Source organism: Treponema sp. UBA753, from assembly GCF_002297325.1.
Lineage (GTDB): Bacteria > Spirochaetota > Spirochaetia > Treponematales > Treponemataceae > Treponema_D.
Window position 1 is genome coordinate 1 of the sequence record NZ_DBKJ01000137.1, and the last position, 16,047, is coordinate 16,047.

Annotated in this window: 15 protein-coding genes and 1 riboswitch; of the genes, 1 reads left to right on the plus strand and 14 read right to left on the minus strand. The window is 41.2% G+C overall.

Going from position 1 to position 16,047, the window contains the following annotated elements; translation table 11 throughout:
• The coding region (locus tag B4C08_RS10700; protein WP_349675603.1) for a helix-hairpin-helix domain-containing protein at positions 1-546 on the plus strand (546 nt) is incomplete at its 5' end.
• Here B4C08_RS10700 and B4C08_RS10705 read toward each other — a convergent pair.
• The 14 genes from B4C08_RS10705 to B4C08_RS10770 all read right to left on the minus strand — a co-directional run bounded on the left by B4C08_RS10705 (position 543) and on the right by B4C08_RS10770 (position 15,965).
• Entirely contained in the window at positions 543-1,847 is a 1,305-nt protein-coding gene (locus B4C08_RS10705; protein ID WP_296665259.1) for an OmpP1/FadL family transporter, read from the minus strand. The genes B4C08_RS10700 and B4C08_RS10705 overlap by 4 nt on opposite strands.
• A 125-nt stretch (positions 1,848-1,972) precedes the next feature.
• Positions 1,973-2,869, minus strand: a complete 897-nt coding sequence (locus tag B4C08_RS10710; protein ID WP_296665261.1) for a DMT family transporter — start codon at positions 2,867-2,869, stop codon at positions 1,973-1,975.
• A 127-nt stretch (positions 2,870-2,996) separates the two neighbouring features.
• A complete protein-coding gene (locus B4C08_RS10715) occupies positions 2,997-5,444 on the minus strand; it encodes a glycogen/starch/alpha-glucan phosphorylase (RefSeq protein WP_296665263.1) in 2,448 nt (815 codons plus the stop codon).
• 103 nt (positions 5,445-5,547) lie between these two features.
• Positions 5,548-7,686 carry a glycogen debranching protein GlgX gene (glgX, locus tag B4C08_RS10720; RefSeq protein WP_296665266.1) on the minus strand — a complete coding sequence of 713 codons (2,139 nt, stop codon included), beginning with the start codon at positions 7,684-7,686 and terminating at the stop codon, positions 5,548-5,550.
• A 20-nt stretch (positions 7,687-7,706) separates the two neighbouring features.
• The gene (locus B4C08_RS10725) at positions 7,707-8,159 is read right to left on the minus strand and encodes a hypothetical protein (protein WP_296665267.1); all 453 of its coding nucleotides are present in this window, start codon (positions 8,157-8,159) and stop codon (positions 7,707-7,709) included.
• On the minus strand, positions 8,156-8,731 hold the full coding sequence (locus B4C08_RS10730; protein ID WP_296665269.1) for an RNA polymerase sigma factor: 576 nt from the start codon (positions 8,729-8,731) through the stop codon (positions 8,156-8,158). The genes B4C08_RS10725 and B4C08_RS10730 overlap by 4 nt, the downstream gene beginning before the upstream one ends.
• A gap of 23 nt (positions 8,732-8,754) precedes the next feature.
• On the minus strand, positions 8,755-9,081 hold the full coding sequence (locus tag B4C08_RS10735; protein WP_295795708.1) for a hypothetical protein: 327 nt from the start codon (positions 9,079-9,081) through the stop codon (positions 8,755-8,757).
• Positions 9,082-9,192: 111 nt separating this feature from the next.
• A complete protein-coding gene (locus tag B4C08_RS10740) occupies positions 9,193-10,614 on the minus strand; it encodes an alanine/glycine:cation symporter family protein (RefSeq protein WP_296665271.1) in 1,422 nt (473 codons plus the stop codon).
• 79 nt (positions 10,615-10,693) lie between these two features.
• Positions 10,694-10,792, minus strand: a riboswitch (glycine riboswitch).
• A 76-nt stretch (positions 10,793-10,868) separates the two neighbouring features.
• Positions 10,869-11,027, minus strand: a complete 159-nt coding sequence (locus B4C08_RS10745) for a hypothetical protein (protein WP_296029426.1) — start codon at positions 11,025-11,027, stop codon at positions 10,869-10,871.
• A gap of 238 nt (positions 11,028-11,265) precedes the next feature.
• Positions 11,266-13,533, minus strand: a complete 2,268-nt coding sequence (gene feoB, locus B4C08_RS10750) for a ferrous iron transport protein B (protein ID WP_296665273.1) — start codon at positions 13,531-13,533, stop codon at positions 11,266-11,268.
• 1 nt (position 13,534) lies between these two features.
• Positions 13,535-13,756, minus strand: coding sequence for a FeoA family protein (locus B4C08_RS10755; RefSeq protein ID WP_295795717.1), 222 nt, complete (start codon positions 13,754-13,756; stop codon positions 13,535-13,537).
• 62 nt (positions 13,757-13,818) lie between these two features.
• Positions 13,819-14,028 (minus strand): FeoA family protein, encoded by a 210-nt coding sequence (locus B4C08_RS10760; RefSeq protein ID WP_295795719.1) that lies wholly within the window; start codon positions 14,026-14,028, stop codon positions 13,819-13,821.
• 216 nt (positions 14,029-14,244) lie between these two features.
• Positions 14,245-14,658 (minus strand): bacteriohemerythrin, encoded by a 414-nt coding sequence (locus B4C08_RS10765; protein ID WP_296013382.1) that lies wholly within the window; start codon positions 14,656-14,658, stop codon positions 14,245-14,247.
• Between the two features lie 38 nt (positions 14,659-14,696).
• Positions 14,697-15,965, minus strand: coding sequence for a diaminopimelate decarboxylase family protein (locus tag B4C08_RS10770; protein WP_296665275.1), 1,269 nt, complete (start codon positions 15,963-15,965; stop codon positions 14,697-14,699).
• Positions 15,966-16,047: the final 82 nt, after the last annotated feature.

Genomic DNA, 16,047 nt, shown 5'->3' on the forward strand with positions numbered 1-16,047 from the left:
GGCGGAATAGGACAAGTAAATGCGGTTGATTCCATTTTAAAATCGCTTGACCTTGACATTCCAATTGCAGGTCTTGCAAAGCGCGATGAAGAAATTTACCGCCCCGGAAACAGCACGCCAATTTGCCTTCCTAAGCGGAGCGATGCGCTAAGGCTGCTTCAGCGTGTGCGAGATGAAACTCACAGATTCGCCACAAGCCGAAACCAAGAACTTAGAACAAAAGAAAACACAGTTTCGCCTTTTTCAAAAATACATGGAATCGGTCCAAAACGCGACGCTCTTTTAATGAAGAAATTCGGCACGCTCAAAAGCCTTGCAGAATCAAATGAAAATGAAATTTCAGAAACTTTGAAAGTGCCAGAAGAAGCCGCCCAGAAAATTTTGCTTTCCGCAAAAAAGCTTTTCCAAGAGCAAAACTCTTTGGTTCAAAAACAAAGGCTTTCTATTGGAGCAGCCGGAACAACAAAAGAAAAGGCCGCACGAAGCAAGCTTAATGAAAACTTGGCATCGGCAGCCCTTGAAGTTGCAAGTCCTGATAATTTTTAGAAAGGCTTTACAGTAACGCCCAAAGCAAGCATTACAACATCCTTTGAAAGTTCCATTGTGTATCCTGCTTTTTTGTAATCCTCGCTGAAATATTTGCAGTACATCGCAGAGCCAGAAACTGTAACGAGTTTTACAGGTGAATATTCAACGCCAGCGCCAATAACAAAGTTGTCAAGAACCGGGCTGAACACATTGTTTACATCAGACTTTGCACCTTGCTTTCCATAAGAAAAACCAGTTCCAAAGCTAAGTTGCTCATTAAGTCTGTAGTCCGCACCAAGCGCAATTTCCCAAGAATCATCGTAGTCATATTCAGAGCGGTCAATCGGACTTTCAATTGTAGCCTGCTTGTTAAAGTAATAGTTGAAGCTCATGCTGGCGTTCAGCTTGTCAAAGAAAGTGTAGCCTACGCCAAGATTCAAAACTGCCGGCAAATCGTTTTTAAAGTTGTCGCCTTCATCTGCGTTAAGGAAAGAAGACGCATAGGCACCAGTCAAGTCATCGTATTTGTACTTGAGTTTTGTAATTGTCTGATACTGAATTCCAACATCGAGAGTATTCCAAGGCTTGATATGAACACCGAAAATTCCGCCGAATCCATATCCGTTTGACTCGTATCCGATTTTTGAGCTTCCGCCGTTAACTGACTGCAAGCCGTCGCATTTGAGTGTAATGTTCTGTTCGCCGTGCATAAATCTTCCTGCCGCAGCAACAGAAATCATATCGTTGATTTTATAAGAAGCTCCAAGGATTTCTCCAAGCTGAACTGAATAAACTTCAAGGGAATGAGAAGAAAGCTGCTCCAAAAGTTTTTGGGCATAAGCCTGAGACTGCGCAGCCGGAAGTTTTCCAGCCATAACCGCCGCAGTAACTTGTGATGTTACAGCAGATGCCATTCCTTGTTTTAGAGCCAATGTAGTAAGTCCAGTTCCATCGCTATAGTCAAGAGTTCCGCCGCCCCCAAAAACGCCAAAGCCAAAGAATGCAGCCCAGTTATTTTTCTTGTAAACAACTTCTGCATTCGGGTAAAAGTAAACATTTTCATCGTCTTCAAACTTCTGGCCGTCAAGCTTGTCAGAGTAATTCTTTAAAACAAACTGGTTTCCAAGCTCAAAGTAAAGTCCGTCATTCATAAATGCTGTTCCGCCGATATTATACAAAACAGCTTCTGGGCGCAATGTTTCTGTATTGCGGCTAGGATTTCTCATGTACCCCTGATTCAAGTTAGTCTTGTTATCTACACCGCCAGCAAAGGCAAATCCGAAACTAGCAATGCAAGCAAGTAAAGCAATTTTCTTCATAATAGTTACTCCAATAAACGTAAAGTTTAACTGGAGAAAAGAATATCACGGATAAAGGAGTTTATCAAGACATTTATTAAAAAAACGTCATAATGACATAATATAATTTTATGTCATTAAAAAGATCATTTCTTGCCTTGCCTTAAATTTGGAATCACTTCCGCCAGAACTATTGCAAAGAAAATTAAGGCGCAGCCAACGAACATTTTTAGTGTAAGGCGTTCACCAAGAAAAATGCAGCTGCAAAGAACTCCAAAAACACTTTCCAACGAAAGGAAGAGAGAAGCCAGCGCGGAAGGCACATATTTGAGTCCGACATTTTGAAGCACGAAGCAAACCATTGAACTGAAAATTCCAAGGTAAAGCATTGAAACAACAACGGTTGAATTTTTTATCAGTGAAATATCAAAGTTTCCGTCTAAAAAAGGCGCAGTTAAAAATCCGAGAACTCCGCTCGCCGCAAACTGAAAAAATGTAAGCAGAAACACATCTTCTTTCTTTACAAAAAACGAACCTGCTATTATGTGAAGCGCAAAGAAAATTCCGCATATTAAAGTAAGAACATCTCCGCGGTTCATAACGTACCAGGCGCCGTCTCCGTCAAGGGCAAGCAAGCCTATTCCTGTAAGCGCCACAGCCGCCGCAACCCAGACATACCAGCCAGGCTTTTTCTTAAACACAGGCCAGCCGATAAGAGGAACAAGAATCACATAAAAAGTTGTAAGGAAAGCGTTTTTTCCTGCCGTTGTAAAATTGCAGCCAATCGTCTGGGTAAGATAGCCCAAAAACAGAAGAAGTCCCAAAAAGCATCCGTGAAAAAAAATATCTTTATTTAAATGCTGAAATCTTTTTATAAAAATCAAGCCAAAGCAGATAGCTGCAATTGTAAATCTGATTGCAACCATCCAAGTAGGTCCGACAAAATCCAAGCTGTCTTTTACAACAACAAAAGCAAATCCCCAGATTGCGGCAGTAAGAACCAGTCCCGTTCCAAAAATAATAGAAAGTTCACGTTTTTCCATAGCGGATAAGATAATGACTTTTCAGCCTAAAGGTCAATATGACTTGGATAAAGCCTAAAAAAAACTCCGTGCAGAAAAATCCACACGGAGTAAGAACAGCCATGCAAAAACACGGCAACGTCAAAAGTTATTTTACAATTACTTTCTTCAAGTGCCAGATGTCTTTTACGTAGTCTTCAATTGTTCTGTCGCTTGAGAATTTTCCGCTGTTTGCAATGTTGATTAAAGCTTTTTTCGCCCAGGCTTTTTTGTCAGCATATTCAGCGGCAAGTTTTTCGTGAGCCTTAACATAAGAATCAAAGTCAGCAAGAATAAAGTAAACGTCTGGCTGCTGTCCTTCAACACCGTAAACAATCGAATCGTGAAGTTCCTTGAACAAAAGTCCGCTTGGATCGTAAGTTCCGTCAACAAGCTGATTTACAACTTTTGCAAGAGCCGGATTTCTGTCAAGATATTTTGTAGGATTGTAAGAATGCTCCTGCTTCATCTTGACAATTTCATCAGCCTTAAGACCGAAGATAAATGCGTTGTCTTCTCCAGCCTCTTCAACAATTTCAATATTCGCACCGTCCAAAGTACCGATTGTGAGCGCGCCGTTCATCATAAACTTCATGTTTGAAGTTCCAGAAGCCTCAAAGCCCGCTGTTGAAATCTGCTCGGAAACATCAGAAGCCGGAATGATTTTTTCTGCGACTGAAACGCGGTAGTTTTCAACAAACACAACACGAAGCTTGCCACGAACGCGGCGGTCATTGTTGACTCTTTCTGCAACAGTGTTGATAAGCTTGATGATTGCTTTTGCACGGCGGTAACCAGAAGCTGCCTTTGCGCCAAAAATAAATGTGCGTGCAGGAGGATTGTAGCTTGGATCTTCAACAATCTTGTTGTAAAGATACATGATATGGAACACATTCAAAAGCTGTCTCTTGTATTCATGCAGACGCTTTACCTGTGTATCAAAAATGCTTTCCGGATCAAGGAATTCGTTCTGGCTGTGCTTTAAGTATTCAGCGAGATTTTCCTTGTTGTGGCGTTTGATTGCAATAAGCTCTTCCAAAGAAGCATCATCATCAACATATTTTTCAAGGCCTTTAAGAAGAGAAAGCTCTTTTTCCCAGCCGTGTCCAATTCTCTTTGTAATGAATTCTGAAAGCTCAGGATTTGCGAACAAAAGCCATCTTCTCTGTGTAACACCGTTTGTCTTGTTGTTGAACTTTTCTGGATAAATTTTATACCAGTCCTTAAGTTCCTGCTCCTTAAGAATTTTTGTATGAAGGGCAGCAACACCGTTTACACTGAAACCTGCGTGGATTGCAAGCCATGCCATGTAAACTTTTCCGTCATGGATAATTGCCATGTGGTTCTGCTTTTCATAGTCGTTAGGGAACTGCTGGCGAAGTTCAATTACAAAGCGGCGGTTGATTTCTTCAACAATCTGATAAATACGCGGAAGGAGTTTCTGGAAAACTTCAATTGTCCATTTTTCCAAAGCTTCAGAAAGAATTGTGTGGTTTGTGTAAGCAAAAGTTTTCTGAACAACGCTCCAAGCATCATCCCAGCCCACATTGTATTCATCAATGAGAATTCTCATAAGCTCAGGAATTGCAACTACAGGATGAGTATCATTAAGCTGAATAACATGGTATTCAGGGAACTTTGAGAAATCAGCTCCGTAAGTATTTACAAAGTGATGAACCAAATCCTGAAGGGATGCAGAAGTGAAGAAATACTGCTGGCGCAAACGAAGCTCTTTTCCCATTGGACCGTTGTCGTTTGGATAAAGAACACGGCTGATATTTTCAGCATCGTTCTGGCGTTCAACTGCGCGATGATACTGCATATCGTTGAAAAGCTGAAGATCGAATCCATTAGGACTTGAAGCCTGCCACAAGCGCAATGTGTTTACTGTGTTTGAGCCATAGGCAACAATCGGCATATCGTAAGGAGTTGCTGTAATTTCCTCTGCGTTTTCAAGATAGAATCTGTCCTGTCCGTCAGGAGTTTTTCCATATTTAATCTGTCCGCCGAATTTTACAGTTACAGCGAGGTCGCTTCTTTTTACTTCCCAAGGATCGCGGTGCTTAAGCCAGTTATCAGGGAATTCAACCTGCTCGCCGTTGATAATATGCTGCTCGAACATTCCATATTCATAGCGGATTCCGTAGCCGTGTCCCGGATATTCAAGAGTTGCAAGGGAATCAAGGAAGCAAGCCGCAAGACGACCAAGACCGCCGTTTCCAAGACCAGCATCAGGCTCTTCATCTTCAATAAAATCATAGCTGATGTTCATGTCTTTAAGAACATCTTTTACCTGCTCCATAATGCCAGAATTAATCAGGTTGTTTCCCAGCGCGCGTCCCATCAAAAACTCTGCGCTCAAATAATAAAGCTGCTTTGTAGGCTTAGCCTCATACTCTTTGCGGGTATTCATCCAGTTTGGCATGATAATTTCAAGCGCGCTCGCGCTTACTGCATCAAACAAGTCGTGCTTATTTGCCTGTGTGATGTCTTTTCCATACTGGCGGCGCAGACGGGCTGTGAGATTTTCCTTAAACTGCTCTGCATCAAAAGTCATTTTTATATTCCTCCAATCAGCCTGTTAAGCTAAAAAGCAAAACGGCATTATGTTTACCTAGTATAATATGGAAACGTTTCCTTATTCAAGTTCCCGCATAATTTTATTTTGCGACCAGAATCAGCATAGAGCTGGCAGGAAGCACATAGCGGTCTTGAGAAAGCAAAGTTTCAGCATTTTCAACAGAAAGAAGCGACGTTTCATCTTCAATCGAAGTGTCTGCGATTCTGTACCATTTGCGGGAATCTGTAATCGCAGGAATTCTAAGCATTATATCCTGACGGTCTGTGTTTGCGGCGATAAAAAAATCATTGTCTGAAATTTTTTCTGTCCCGGAATCAAATGTCCCCAAAAGCCTGAATGCAAGGAACCTTGAAATTTTGCTCCAGTCAGGATTGCTTCCGTCGGCAGAATACCATTGAATGTCCGGTTGCTTTCCTGCCATATTGCCTTTAAAGAATTCAGTGCGGCGGAAAACAGGATGACTTTTTCTTAGCCCGATTGCTTTTCTTGTAAACGAGACAAGTGCGGAATTCAAGCCGCAGTTTCCCCAGTCAAACCAGCTAATGTCATTGTCCTGGCAATACGCATTGTTGTTTCCCTGCTGCCCCCTGCGAAATTCGTCTCCGCCCAAAAGCATCGGTGTTCCTTGCGAAATCAAAAGAGTAAGCATATAGTTGCGCATTTGTCGGTTGCGCATTTTTTCAATTACAGGATTCAATGTAGGGCCTTCATAGCCGTGGTTGTAGCTCCAGTTTGAGTCAGAGCCATCGCGGTTGCCTTCGCCGTTTTCATCGTTATGTTTTCCGTTGTAGCTTACCAAGTCGTTCATTGTAAATCCGTCATGGCAGCAAACATAATTTATGCTGTGGTAAGGAGCGCGTCCAGAAATTGTGAAAAGGTCGCTTGAGCCGCTGATTCTTGTAGCCGCATTTGTAGAAACATATTCGTCTCCGCGCCAAAATCTTCTTATGTCATCACGGAAACGGTCGTTCCATTCAGCCCATCTTCCGCCTGGAAATCCTCCAAGCTGATAAGCTCCGCCAGCATCCCAAGGCTCTGCAATTATTTTTGTCTTGCCAAGAACAGGGTCTTCAGCAATTGCATTTGTAAGCGGCGGAAATTTCAAAAGCTCGCCTTCCTGCCCTCTGCTCAAAATTGAAGCCAAGTCGAATCTAAATCCGTCAATGTGATAATTCAAAACCCAATAGCGCAAACTGTTGATTATAAAATTTCTTACAACAGGATGATTGCAGTTCACGGTGTTTCCGCAGCCTGAAAAATTCATGTAGTATTCTTTGTGGCTAGCAACAAGAGTGTAGTAAACGCTATTTTCAAATCCGCGGAAATTCAAAGCGACGCCATGCTCGTTTCCTTCAGCAGTGTGGTTGAAAACAACATCAAGAATAACTTCGATTCCAGCTTTATGAAGTTCACGAACCAAAGTTTTAAATTCATTTACGCAGCCGCCTGGAGTCTTGTCCGCCGCAAAAGAAGCTTTCGGTGAAAAGAAATTTATCGTGCTGTAGCCCCAGTAATTTTTCATACGCTCGCCAGTGCGCGGATTCACATTTGAATTTTCAAATTCATCAAATTCAAAAACAGGAAGAAGCTCAACCGCAGTAATTCCCAAATCCTTAAGATAAGGAATTTTTTCAATAAAGCCAGCGTAAGTTCCCGGGCAAGAAACTCCAGCATTTTTTCCGGCAGTAAAGCCTTTTAAATGAACTTCATAAATTACACTTTCCGACAAAGGCCTATTAATAGGCTTGTCTCCCTGCCAGTCAAAATTTTTATTATCAACAACAACACACTTGGGAAAAACTTTTGCGCATTGATTTTTTCCATGCTCAATATCGTTCTTGTCAAGCGGCGCAGAATAATCGGGCGGAAGATTATAAAAAACAGAAACTGGAGTAATCGCCTTTGCATAAGGATCAAAAAGCCTTTGATGCACATTGAACCTGTGGCCTTTTGAAGGCTCGAACGGTCCGTCTACCCTAAAAAGATAAAGAGAGCCTGGCTTTATTCCTGGCACAAACGCATGCCAAATATCGCCGGTTCTATTTTCAGAAGGACTGAATTCAACTTGAGCATAAGGCTCGCTGTCCTCGCTGGCAGAATAAAATTCCAAAAATACCTTTGTGGCATTCCGGCTAAAAACTGAAAAATTAACGCCGCCTTCAGCAACAGAAGCTCCAAGTGGAAGTGGTGTTCCGGGTAGAGAGTTCAAAATTTCCATGCCAAGATTATATCAGTTTTTCATTGGATTTTCCACTTTTTAATGAAAAAATCCATATTTGTTCCAACAAAAGCCGCACAATACATAATTATACTAAACGCAAAAAAAAGTGACAAAGGAAAAACAAAAAATTCCGCGGAAGCAAAAAATGCAAGCGTTTCAAAAAGGAGAACGCACAAAATTAAAGTCGCGCCAGCCACAAGCCACTGTCGCATCGAAACACGCTCTTTTTGCAAGTTGTACATTTCATAAGCTGAATCAAGACGGCGCATTATTTCAACAACATTTTTTGAATCACATGAAATCTTTTTCATATTTTCCTTGGAACATTTTTTTTCTAGCAGTGAAAATTTTCTTACAAAGTTTCTGCATTTTTTGCAAAATAAAAGATGCAATGTAAGGCTTACAGGCAGCCTCTCGTTTTTGTCCAAGGCAAAAAATTTATCCATATAAAAATCGCAGTTCTTTTTCATTTATAATCCTCCAGCTTTTTTCCAAGAATTTTTTTTGCGCGGAAAATATGCGACTTGATTGTGTTCACGGGAATTCCTGTAACTTTTGAAATTTCCTCATGGCTCATGCTGTTAAAAAAATATAGCCGCACACATTCAGCATAACGTTCAGGCAAAATTTCAAGAGAGCCTTTTACGGCTTCCACAGTCGCAGAATAAATAAGCTCTTCCTCGGGTGTTTTGTTTTTGCCCGGAATCAAATTTTCATCAGAAAGAGTTTCCGCATTGTGGCTTCTTTCTTTTTGATTCATAGCAGTTGTAAAAGCAATTCTTGTAAGCCAAGTTGAAAAAAGACTTTCGCCTTTAAAAGTTGAAAGCTTTTCATAAGCCTTCAAAAAAACATTCTGCGCAAAATCCTCAGAGTCAGCCTGATTATGAAAAAACCGCATTCCAATTGCAAAAATACGTTTATAATAAAAACCCGTCAACTTGGAAAACGCACGGGAAGAACCATTCAAAGTTTCCTGCACATAATAGAAATCCCGTTTTCGAATAACAAGATTTTCCAGCGACGAAGAAATTGTTTTTTTCATAGATAAAAACTAAAACTGAAAAATTACTTTGAAATCCTGTGGAAAAGCAAAAGCATTACTCCGACTGCAAGCGGAATAAGTCCGCCCAAAAGTCCCCAGGAAAGATGCTTTAAAAGCAAGAACATCAGAGAAAGAACAATTCCCACGCCGACAAGACAAAGCCCCAAAAGCAAAGAAAAATTCCGCAAATCAATTCTCGGCGGCTTGTACGAATCTTTTTGAATCAGCATTACGTTTTCGTGGTGCTTCCATAGCAAGGCGAAAAAAATAATTGATGCCGCAAAACAAATTCCCACAATCGGAATAATCGAAACAATAACCTGTGCAGCAGGCGAAACAATCTGGTTCATAAAATTTATAACCTCTTAAAATATAAGACACGCTTTTACAAAAAAAGTTGCAAGAAAAAAAGGCATGATGTAAAAAACACCATGCCTCTAAAAGAAAAATTCAGCGTAGCATTAAAGCTTTGGTTTTCTATCGAAATAGTCTTTAGTTTCTTTTGCCACGATGCCGCTTAGAACAATGAGCGAGATGCAGTTCGGAATTGCCATAAGACCATTTGTAATGTCAGCAATTGTCCATACTGCTGAAATCGTCATATAAGGTCCGATTGCAACTGCAAGAATGTAGAGCCATCTGTAGACTTTTACAACTGTCATGTTTCCGTTTGAAAGGTACTCAAGACATTTTTCAGAATAGTAGTCCCAGCCGAGGATTGTCGTGAATGCGAAGAACACAAGGCAGAGCATGAGCAGGAACTGAACCGAATGCTGGTCGCCGCCGAGAACTTTTGAGAACGCAGCCGAAGTGAGAGCCGCTCCGGAAAGTCCGCTGTTCCATACGTCTCCGCCAGCGATTACGATTGAAAGTCCTGTCATAGTACAGATAATCAGAGTGTCGATTACAGTTCCGGTCATGTTTACCATTCCCTGCTCTACAGGTTCGTTTGTCTGAACCGCAGAAGCTGCAATCGGAGCTGAACCAAGTCCCGCCTCATTAGAAAAGATTCCGCGCGCAATACCTTTCTGCATTGCCATCTTTATGATAGTTCCTGCAGCCGCACCGGCAATTGCCTTCACACCTGTATCAACACCAAATGCACCTTTAAAGATTAAAGCGAATGCGTCAGGAATTTTTGTCGCGTTCATAATAAGAACTGAAAGCCCAAGGAACACGTAGATTATCGCCATCGCAGGAACAACTTTTTCAGCGACTTTTGCAATTCTCTTAAGTCCGCCGATTACAACAAGAGCCGTCGCAACAGTGATTACCGCACCGCCAATTACAGTTGCCCAGGAATATGAGTTTGCGCCGATTGAGAAAGCAACCGCAGCCTTATTAGGATCAAAAGCATTCTGAACCGCGCCGCAGATTCCGTTCACCTGAGTAAAAGTTCCGATTCCAAAAAGTCCAACCAATGTTCCGAAAATCGCAAAAAGAACTGCAAGCCATTTCCAGTTCTTGCCCATTCCCTTCTCAATAACATAGAAAGGTCCGCCAAGAACGTGTCCGTCCTCTTTGACCTCGCGGTACTTGATTGAAAGCATGCATTCCGCATATTTTGTGGCAGTTCCAAGAATTGCGGCAAACCACATCCAGAAAAGAGCTCCAGGACCGCCTGCAAGAATAGCAGTTGCAACGCCGACGATGTTTCCAGTTCCGATTGTAGCCGAAAGAGCCGTGCAGAGCGCGCTGAATCCTGAAAGCTCGCCGTGACCTTCATTTTCCTTGAAGATTCCCTTGAATGCGCGTCCAAGCTTAGTAAACTGGATTCCACGTGTACGGATTGTCATCAGAAGGCCTGTGACAAGAATCAGGATGATGGTGGGAAGTCCCCATACGACATCATCAATTTTGTTGAGGATTGATTCAAAAGACATTTTGTGTCCTCTCAAGAAAAAAAATAAGAGCCGCCCAGTTTTACCTAGACAGGCTCTCCAAAGAGTGATGAACGGACATTTTTTATGCTCTGTCCACTTTGCCTGAGATGTCGGCTTGAATAGCCTTAACCCTTCGGCGCTCCACAAGGATTTATGGAGACTCTCCAGAGAATCAAAAAATCAACAACGCTGTTTTTTTGACAATTCAAGCTATCATTTTTTTTTAATTTAATCAACAGAAAATTTTTTCTATTTTATTTGCAATGGCATTTTTTACAACCGGCGGCTCCAGGGCAACCAATGCAGATGTGATTTCCGCTTAAACGCGCATTTCTTTTCTGCTTTATTATGTAAACAGCAACAGCAATAAGCCATACTGCAAGCACAAGAATTCCTACAATGTTTCCAATCATAATCAGCCTCTGAAAAAAAATAAATAAACTTGATAAAAAAAACAAGGCTTTCCAAGAAAAAATTCCTAGAAAGCCTTATTCAGTTCAAGAACAAAACTTTCTCAAGCTTCATCCTTTTGTTTGTGCTTTTTTATTTTTTCTACGATTGTGATTACCGCAACGCACAGAACATAAAGAACTGCGAACACGGCAATCATTATTCCCATAGAAAATTTACCTATGGAGCCGCCCATAATTTTTATGACGCGCTCTTTGAATCAAAGTACTGTCCCTTGCAAGGATCTTTTCTGAACAAAGCGAAAATAATTCCTGCAAGGAAAACAAAGGCGAATACAGTTCCTACGCCAAAGTGTCCGTGAACAAAAAGCATTCCAAGCTGGTAAACAATCAATGTCAAAACATAAGCAAAAACATTTTGGAAAATAATTGCAAACCAGAACCACTTGCGGCTCTTAAGTTCATTTGCCATTGTAGCAATTGCGGCAAGACAAGGAGAATCAAGCAAGTTGAACATAAGGAATGCAAAGGCCGCCAAAGCTGTAGCAAACCATCCGCCGATAGCTTCAGCAACGACAGCATCATCTTCAACGTTTTCTTCATCAACATTTGCAAGAACACCCATTGTAGAAACAATAGCTTCTTTTGCGCTGAATCCAGACAAGCTAGCTGCCGCGCTCTGCCATCCGCCAACTTTTTCACCAAATCCAAGAGGCTTGAATACGTAGCGGATAACATTTCCAACATCAGCAAGCAAAGACTCATCTGCGTCAACAAGTCCAAATCCGCCTTCAACTGCCTCTTCTACAACTTCGCCGTTTTCTACAACTTCATCTTTTGGAGAAGCGAATCCGTAAGAAGAAAGGAACCAAATTACAAGACAAGCAACAAAAAGAATTGTTCCGGCTTTTACAATGAATCCTCTAAGGCGTTCCCAAGTGTGCATGAGAACTGTCTTAAGCTGCGGAAGGTGATACTGCGGAAGTTCCATAACGAAAGGCGCGGCTTTTCCGTGGAAAGGCTTTGTTTTCTTGAGCATGATTGCAGCCATTACAACAGCTCCGATTCCGATTACGTACATCAAAAGTGTAAGAGAGCCGCCATCCCAGCCAGTGAGTTTTGCACCGATAACACCAGAGATAAGCGCAATTACAGGAAGCTTTGCTCCACAAGGAACCCAAGTAGTAGTAAAGATTGTAAGACGTCTGTCGTTGTCATTTTCGATTGTGCGGCTTGCCATAATTCCAGGAACGCCACAGCCAGAACCTACAAGAAGCGGAATAAACGATTTTCCTGAAAGACCAAATTTGCGGAAAATTCGGTCCATAACGAATGCAATGCGAACCATATATCCGCAGTCTTCAATCAAGGAAAGAAGAAGGAACAAAACAGCCATCTGAGGAACGAATCCAAGAACAGCTCCAACACCGCCAATAACTCCGTTAACAATGCAGTCAATAAGAACTTCGTTTGCTCCAGCATTTGTGAGAGCCTCTTCCACGGAAGCTGAAATTCCAGGAATAGCAAGTCCTTCAATTCCAAGGAAGTTCCATCCGTCTCCAAAGAGTCCGTCATTTGCCCAGTCAGTCAAAACTGTTCCAAGCGAAGAAACCGCAATGTAATAAACAACCCACATTACAGCAAGGAAAATTGGAATTCCAAGCCAGCGGTTTGTAACGATGCGGTCGATTTTGTCTGAGCGAGTCATTTTCTGTCCAGACTTTCTTACGCAGCGGCTTACAATTCCCTGAATGTAAACGTAACGTTCATTTGTTATGATTGACTCAACATCATCATCTTTTGCTTTTTCCAATGCCTTTGAAATTTCTTCAGCCTTTGCAGAATCCGCAGAAGAAAGAGCAAGCTGACCAAGCACAACAGAATCGCGTTCGAGAAGCTTTATAGCATACCATCTTTTCAATTCTGATTTTACAGTTGAAGGAACAAGAGCTTCCATTTTTGAAATATATTCTTCAACATCTTTTGAGAAAACAGCAGATGGAATAAAAGCTTTTCCAGACTCAGCGGCTTTCTTTGCAGCAGCGGCAGCTTCTTTTACACCAGTTCCTTTGAGCGCGCTTGTTTCAATTACAGCGCATCCAAGTTCAGCCTGAAGTTTTTCTGTATCAACAGAATCGCCTGACTTCTTAAGAACATCAATCATGTTCAAGGCAATTACAGTAGGCTTTCCAAGTTCAAGAAGCTGAGTTGTAAGATAAAGGTTTCTTTCAATATTTGTAGCATCAACCAAGTCAAGGATTGCATCCGGATTGTCTTTGATGAGATAATCGCGGGAAACAACTTCCTCTGAAGTATAAGGTGAAAGTGAATAAATTCCAGGCAAGTCTGTTACAACAACATCTTTCATGCCTTTCATTTTTCCTTCTTTCTTTTCAACAGTAACTCCAGGCCAGTTTCCTACATACTGGTTTGAGCCTGTAAGGTTGTTGAACATTGTGGTTTTTCCGCAGTTTGGATTTCCTGCAAGAGCAATTCTGATTTCTGACATTTTATTCTACCTCAATATTTTCAGCGTCATCTTTGCGAACGCTAAGCTCATAGCCACGAATTGTAACTTCAACAGGATCGCCAAGAGGTGCGACTTTGCGGATATAAACTTCGCATCCGTTTGTAAATCCCATGTCCATAAGACGCCTTTTTAAAGCGCCCTCACCGTTCAACTTTTTTACCTTTACAGTTGAACCAACCTGTGCTTCACGCAATGTACCCATTTATTTTACTCCTATAAAAAGCCAATGAGAAAGTTTCAACTTTCGATTTGAGTTTTAGAAAATCAGACAATGATTTTAGACGCCAAACTGCTGTCCAATGCGACACGGGCTTCCTTGACTTTTACAATCAAGCCGGTCTTTACTTTCTGAACAATCGTGACTAAAGAACCAACATTGAACCCAAGTTCATTCAAATGCTGCTTTACCTGCGGATTTCCATTCACACCAGAAATTTTTACTTCATCTCCAGGATTTGCAAACAATAATGGCATAAAAACCTCCTAGCAAGTTAACAAAGAGCAACAAAAATTACCTAAAACAAATAAAAATTAACCTGCTCTAATCTTCGTTATCTTACACTAACTAAAATGATATGTCAATAAATTCTGAATTGCTGAAAAATGAATTTGATTTTCTAATGGAAACAAAAAAGACTTCCAGCCTCAAAAGAAACCGGAAGTCTTTCAACTAAAAAATAAAAAACTCGCTTATGAAATCTTTGGCTTTACAAACGCAGCCCAGACGCGGTCGGCTTTTGCAATGTGATTCAAAATCCAGCCAACCATGTAAGAATAGAACCTTGCGCCGTCATCTTTGCGGTCGGAAGAAAGCTGCTTAATCTGATGGTTAACTTCATTTATAAAGTTGTCATGCGCAGTCTTGTGAATATCAACGCCTGAATATCCGTACTTGCGCATAAATTCTTCTTCATTTGAAAAATGATAAACCGTGTAGTCTGTAAGCTTTTTCAGAACTTTCGCCATATTAAGACCATAAGCTTCATCAGTGCCAGTAGCCGTAGCATAAAGTTCATTTGCAATCTGAATCAGTTTTTTATGCTGATTGTCAATTTCAGGAATTCCCAAAAGATAAGAGTCGCTCCATTCAATTTTTTCAACCATCTTTTTTACCTCCAATGGCAAATTTATAAAAGTCAGAATCAGCTGAAATTTTTCAGTCCTTCAAAATCCAATGTAGCAAAATAATCCTCAACAGTTTCACGGCGGCGGATTTCTTTTACAGTTCCATCTAAACGCAAAAGAAGTTCTCCGGCACGAAGTTTTCCGTTGTAATTAAAGCCCATCGCTCTTCCGTGCGCGCCGGCATCGTGGATAATCAAAAGATCTCCTATTTCAATTTTTGGAAGACTTCTCTGAACCGCAAACTTGTCGCAGTTTTCGCACAGGCTTCCAGAAACGTCATAAACAAAATCTTTAGGAGCATTTTCTTTTCCGCTGACAGTAACTTCATGGTAAGCTCCGTACATTCCAGGGCGCATCAAGTCTGCCATGCTTGCGTCAACTCCAATATAGTTGCGGTAGATATTTTTTTCGTGAATTGCCTTTGTAACAAGCCAGCCGTAAGGTCCTGTAATCGGGCGTCCGCATTCAAAGCAGAGTTTTAAAGGATCTAGTCCAACCGGAACAATCATTTTATCGTAAAGAACTTTTATCCCTTTTGCGACATAATCAAGATCAACTTTTTTTTGCCCGCTCTTATAAGGGATTCCAACTCCGCCGCCAAGATCTGCAAATTCAATGTTAACACCGCATTCTTTTTGTACTTCTAGGATAAGTTCAAAAACTATGCGCGCAGTATCAACAAAGAAATCAGGATTAAGCTCATTGGAAGCAACCATCGTGTGAATTCCAAAATGCTTTACGCCTTCCGCCTTGCAGATTTTATAAGCTTGAATCATCTGCTCTTTTGTAAGTCCGTACTTGGCTTCCTCAGGCTTTCCGATTATGGAGTTTCCGCCTTCTTTTAAAGGTCCCGGATTATATCTAAAGCAGATTGTGTCTGGAAGTTTTCCGCCAAGAGCATTTTTCAGAAAGTCGATATGGGTAATGTCATCAAGATTTATAATTGCTCCAAGTTTCTGTGCATAAACAAATTCCTGGGCAGGAGTGTCGTTGCTTGTAAACATTATTCTGTGCCCGGTTATTCCAGATTTTTCACAAAGCATAAGCTCCGGCAAGCTAGAACAGTCTCCGCCGCAACCTTCGCTTTCAAGAACTTTCAGAATGTAAGGATTTGGAAGCGCCTTGACTGCAAAATATTCCGTGAACGAAGGAAAAATGCTGAACGCTTTATAAAAATACTTTACATTTTCGCGGATTGCTTTTTCATCATAAATATAGAAAGGAGTCGGAAATTTCTTTGCAAGCTCAATAAGCTGGGCATGGCTCAACGGAAAATCTAAACTCATAAAATCCTCCAAAACAAGCTAATAATTTTACGCTAGTATTACACTTTTTTGGAGGGAAGACAAGACATTTAAAAACCAGATT

Bases quoted from the DNA above. Each gene is read 5' to 3' on its own strand.
- B4C08_RS10705 (WP_296665259.1), bottom strand. From the start codon at position 1,847: ATGAAGAAAATTGCTTTACTTGCTTGCATTGCTAGTTTCGGATTTGCC.
- B4C08_RS10710 (WP_296665261.1), bottom strand. From the start codon at position 2,869: ATGGAAAAACGTGAACTTTCTATTATTTTTGGAACGGGACTGGTTCTT.
- B4C08_RS10715 (WP_296665263.1), bottom strand. From the start codon at position 5,444: ATGACTTTTGATGCAGAGCAGTTTAAGGAAAATCTCACAGCCCGTCTG.
- glgX (WP_296665266.1), bottom strand. From the start codon at position 7,686: ATGGAAATTTTGAACTCTCTACCCGGAACACCACTTCCACTTGGAGCT.
- B4C08_RS10725 (WP_296665267.1), bottom strand. From the start codon at position 8,159: ATGAAAAAGAACTGCGATTTTTATATGGATAAATTTTTTGCCTTGGAC.
- B4C08_RS10730 (WP_296665269.1), bottom strand. From the start codon at position 8,731: ATGAAAAAAACAATTTCTTCGTCGCTGGAAAATCTTGTTATTCGAAAA.
- B4C08_RS10735 (WP_295795708.1), bottom strand. From the start codon at position 9,081: ATGAACCAGATTGTTTCGCCTGCTGCACAGGTTATTGTTTCGATTATT.
- B4C08_RS10740 (WP_296665271.1), bottom strand. From the start codon at position 10,614: ATGTCTTTTGAATCAATCCTCAACAAAATTGATGATGTCGTATGGGGA.
- B4C08_RS10745 (WP_296029426.1), bottom strand. From the start codon at position 11,027: ATGATTGGAAACATTGTAGGAATTCTTGTGCTTGCAGTATGGCTTATT.
- feoB (WP_296665273.1), bottom strand. From the start codon at position 13,533: ATGTCAGAAATCAGAATTGCTCTTGCAGGAAATCCAAACTGCGGAAAA.
- B4C08_RS10755 (WP_295795717.1), bottom strand. From the start codon at position 13,756: ATGGGTACATTGCGTGAAGCACAGGTTGGTTCAACTGTAAAGGTAAAA.
- B4C08_RS10760 (WP_295795719.1), bottom strand. From the start codon at position 14,028: ATGCCATTATTGTTTGCAAATCCTGGAGATGAAGTAAAAATTTCTGGT.
- B4C08_RS10765 (WP_296013382.1), bottom strand. From the start codon at position 14,658: ATGGTTGAAAAAATTGAATGGAGCGACTCTTATCTTTTGGGAATTCCT.
- B4C08_RS10770 (WP_296665275.1), bottom strand. From the start codon at position 15,965: ATGAGTTTAGATTTTCCGTTGAGCCATGCCCAGCTTATTGAGCTTGCA.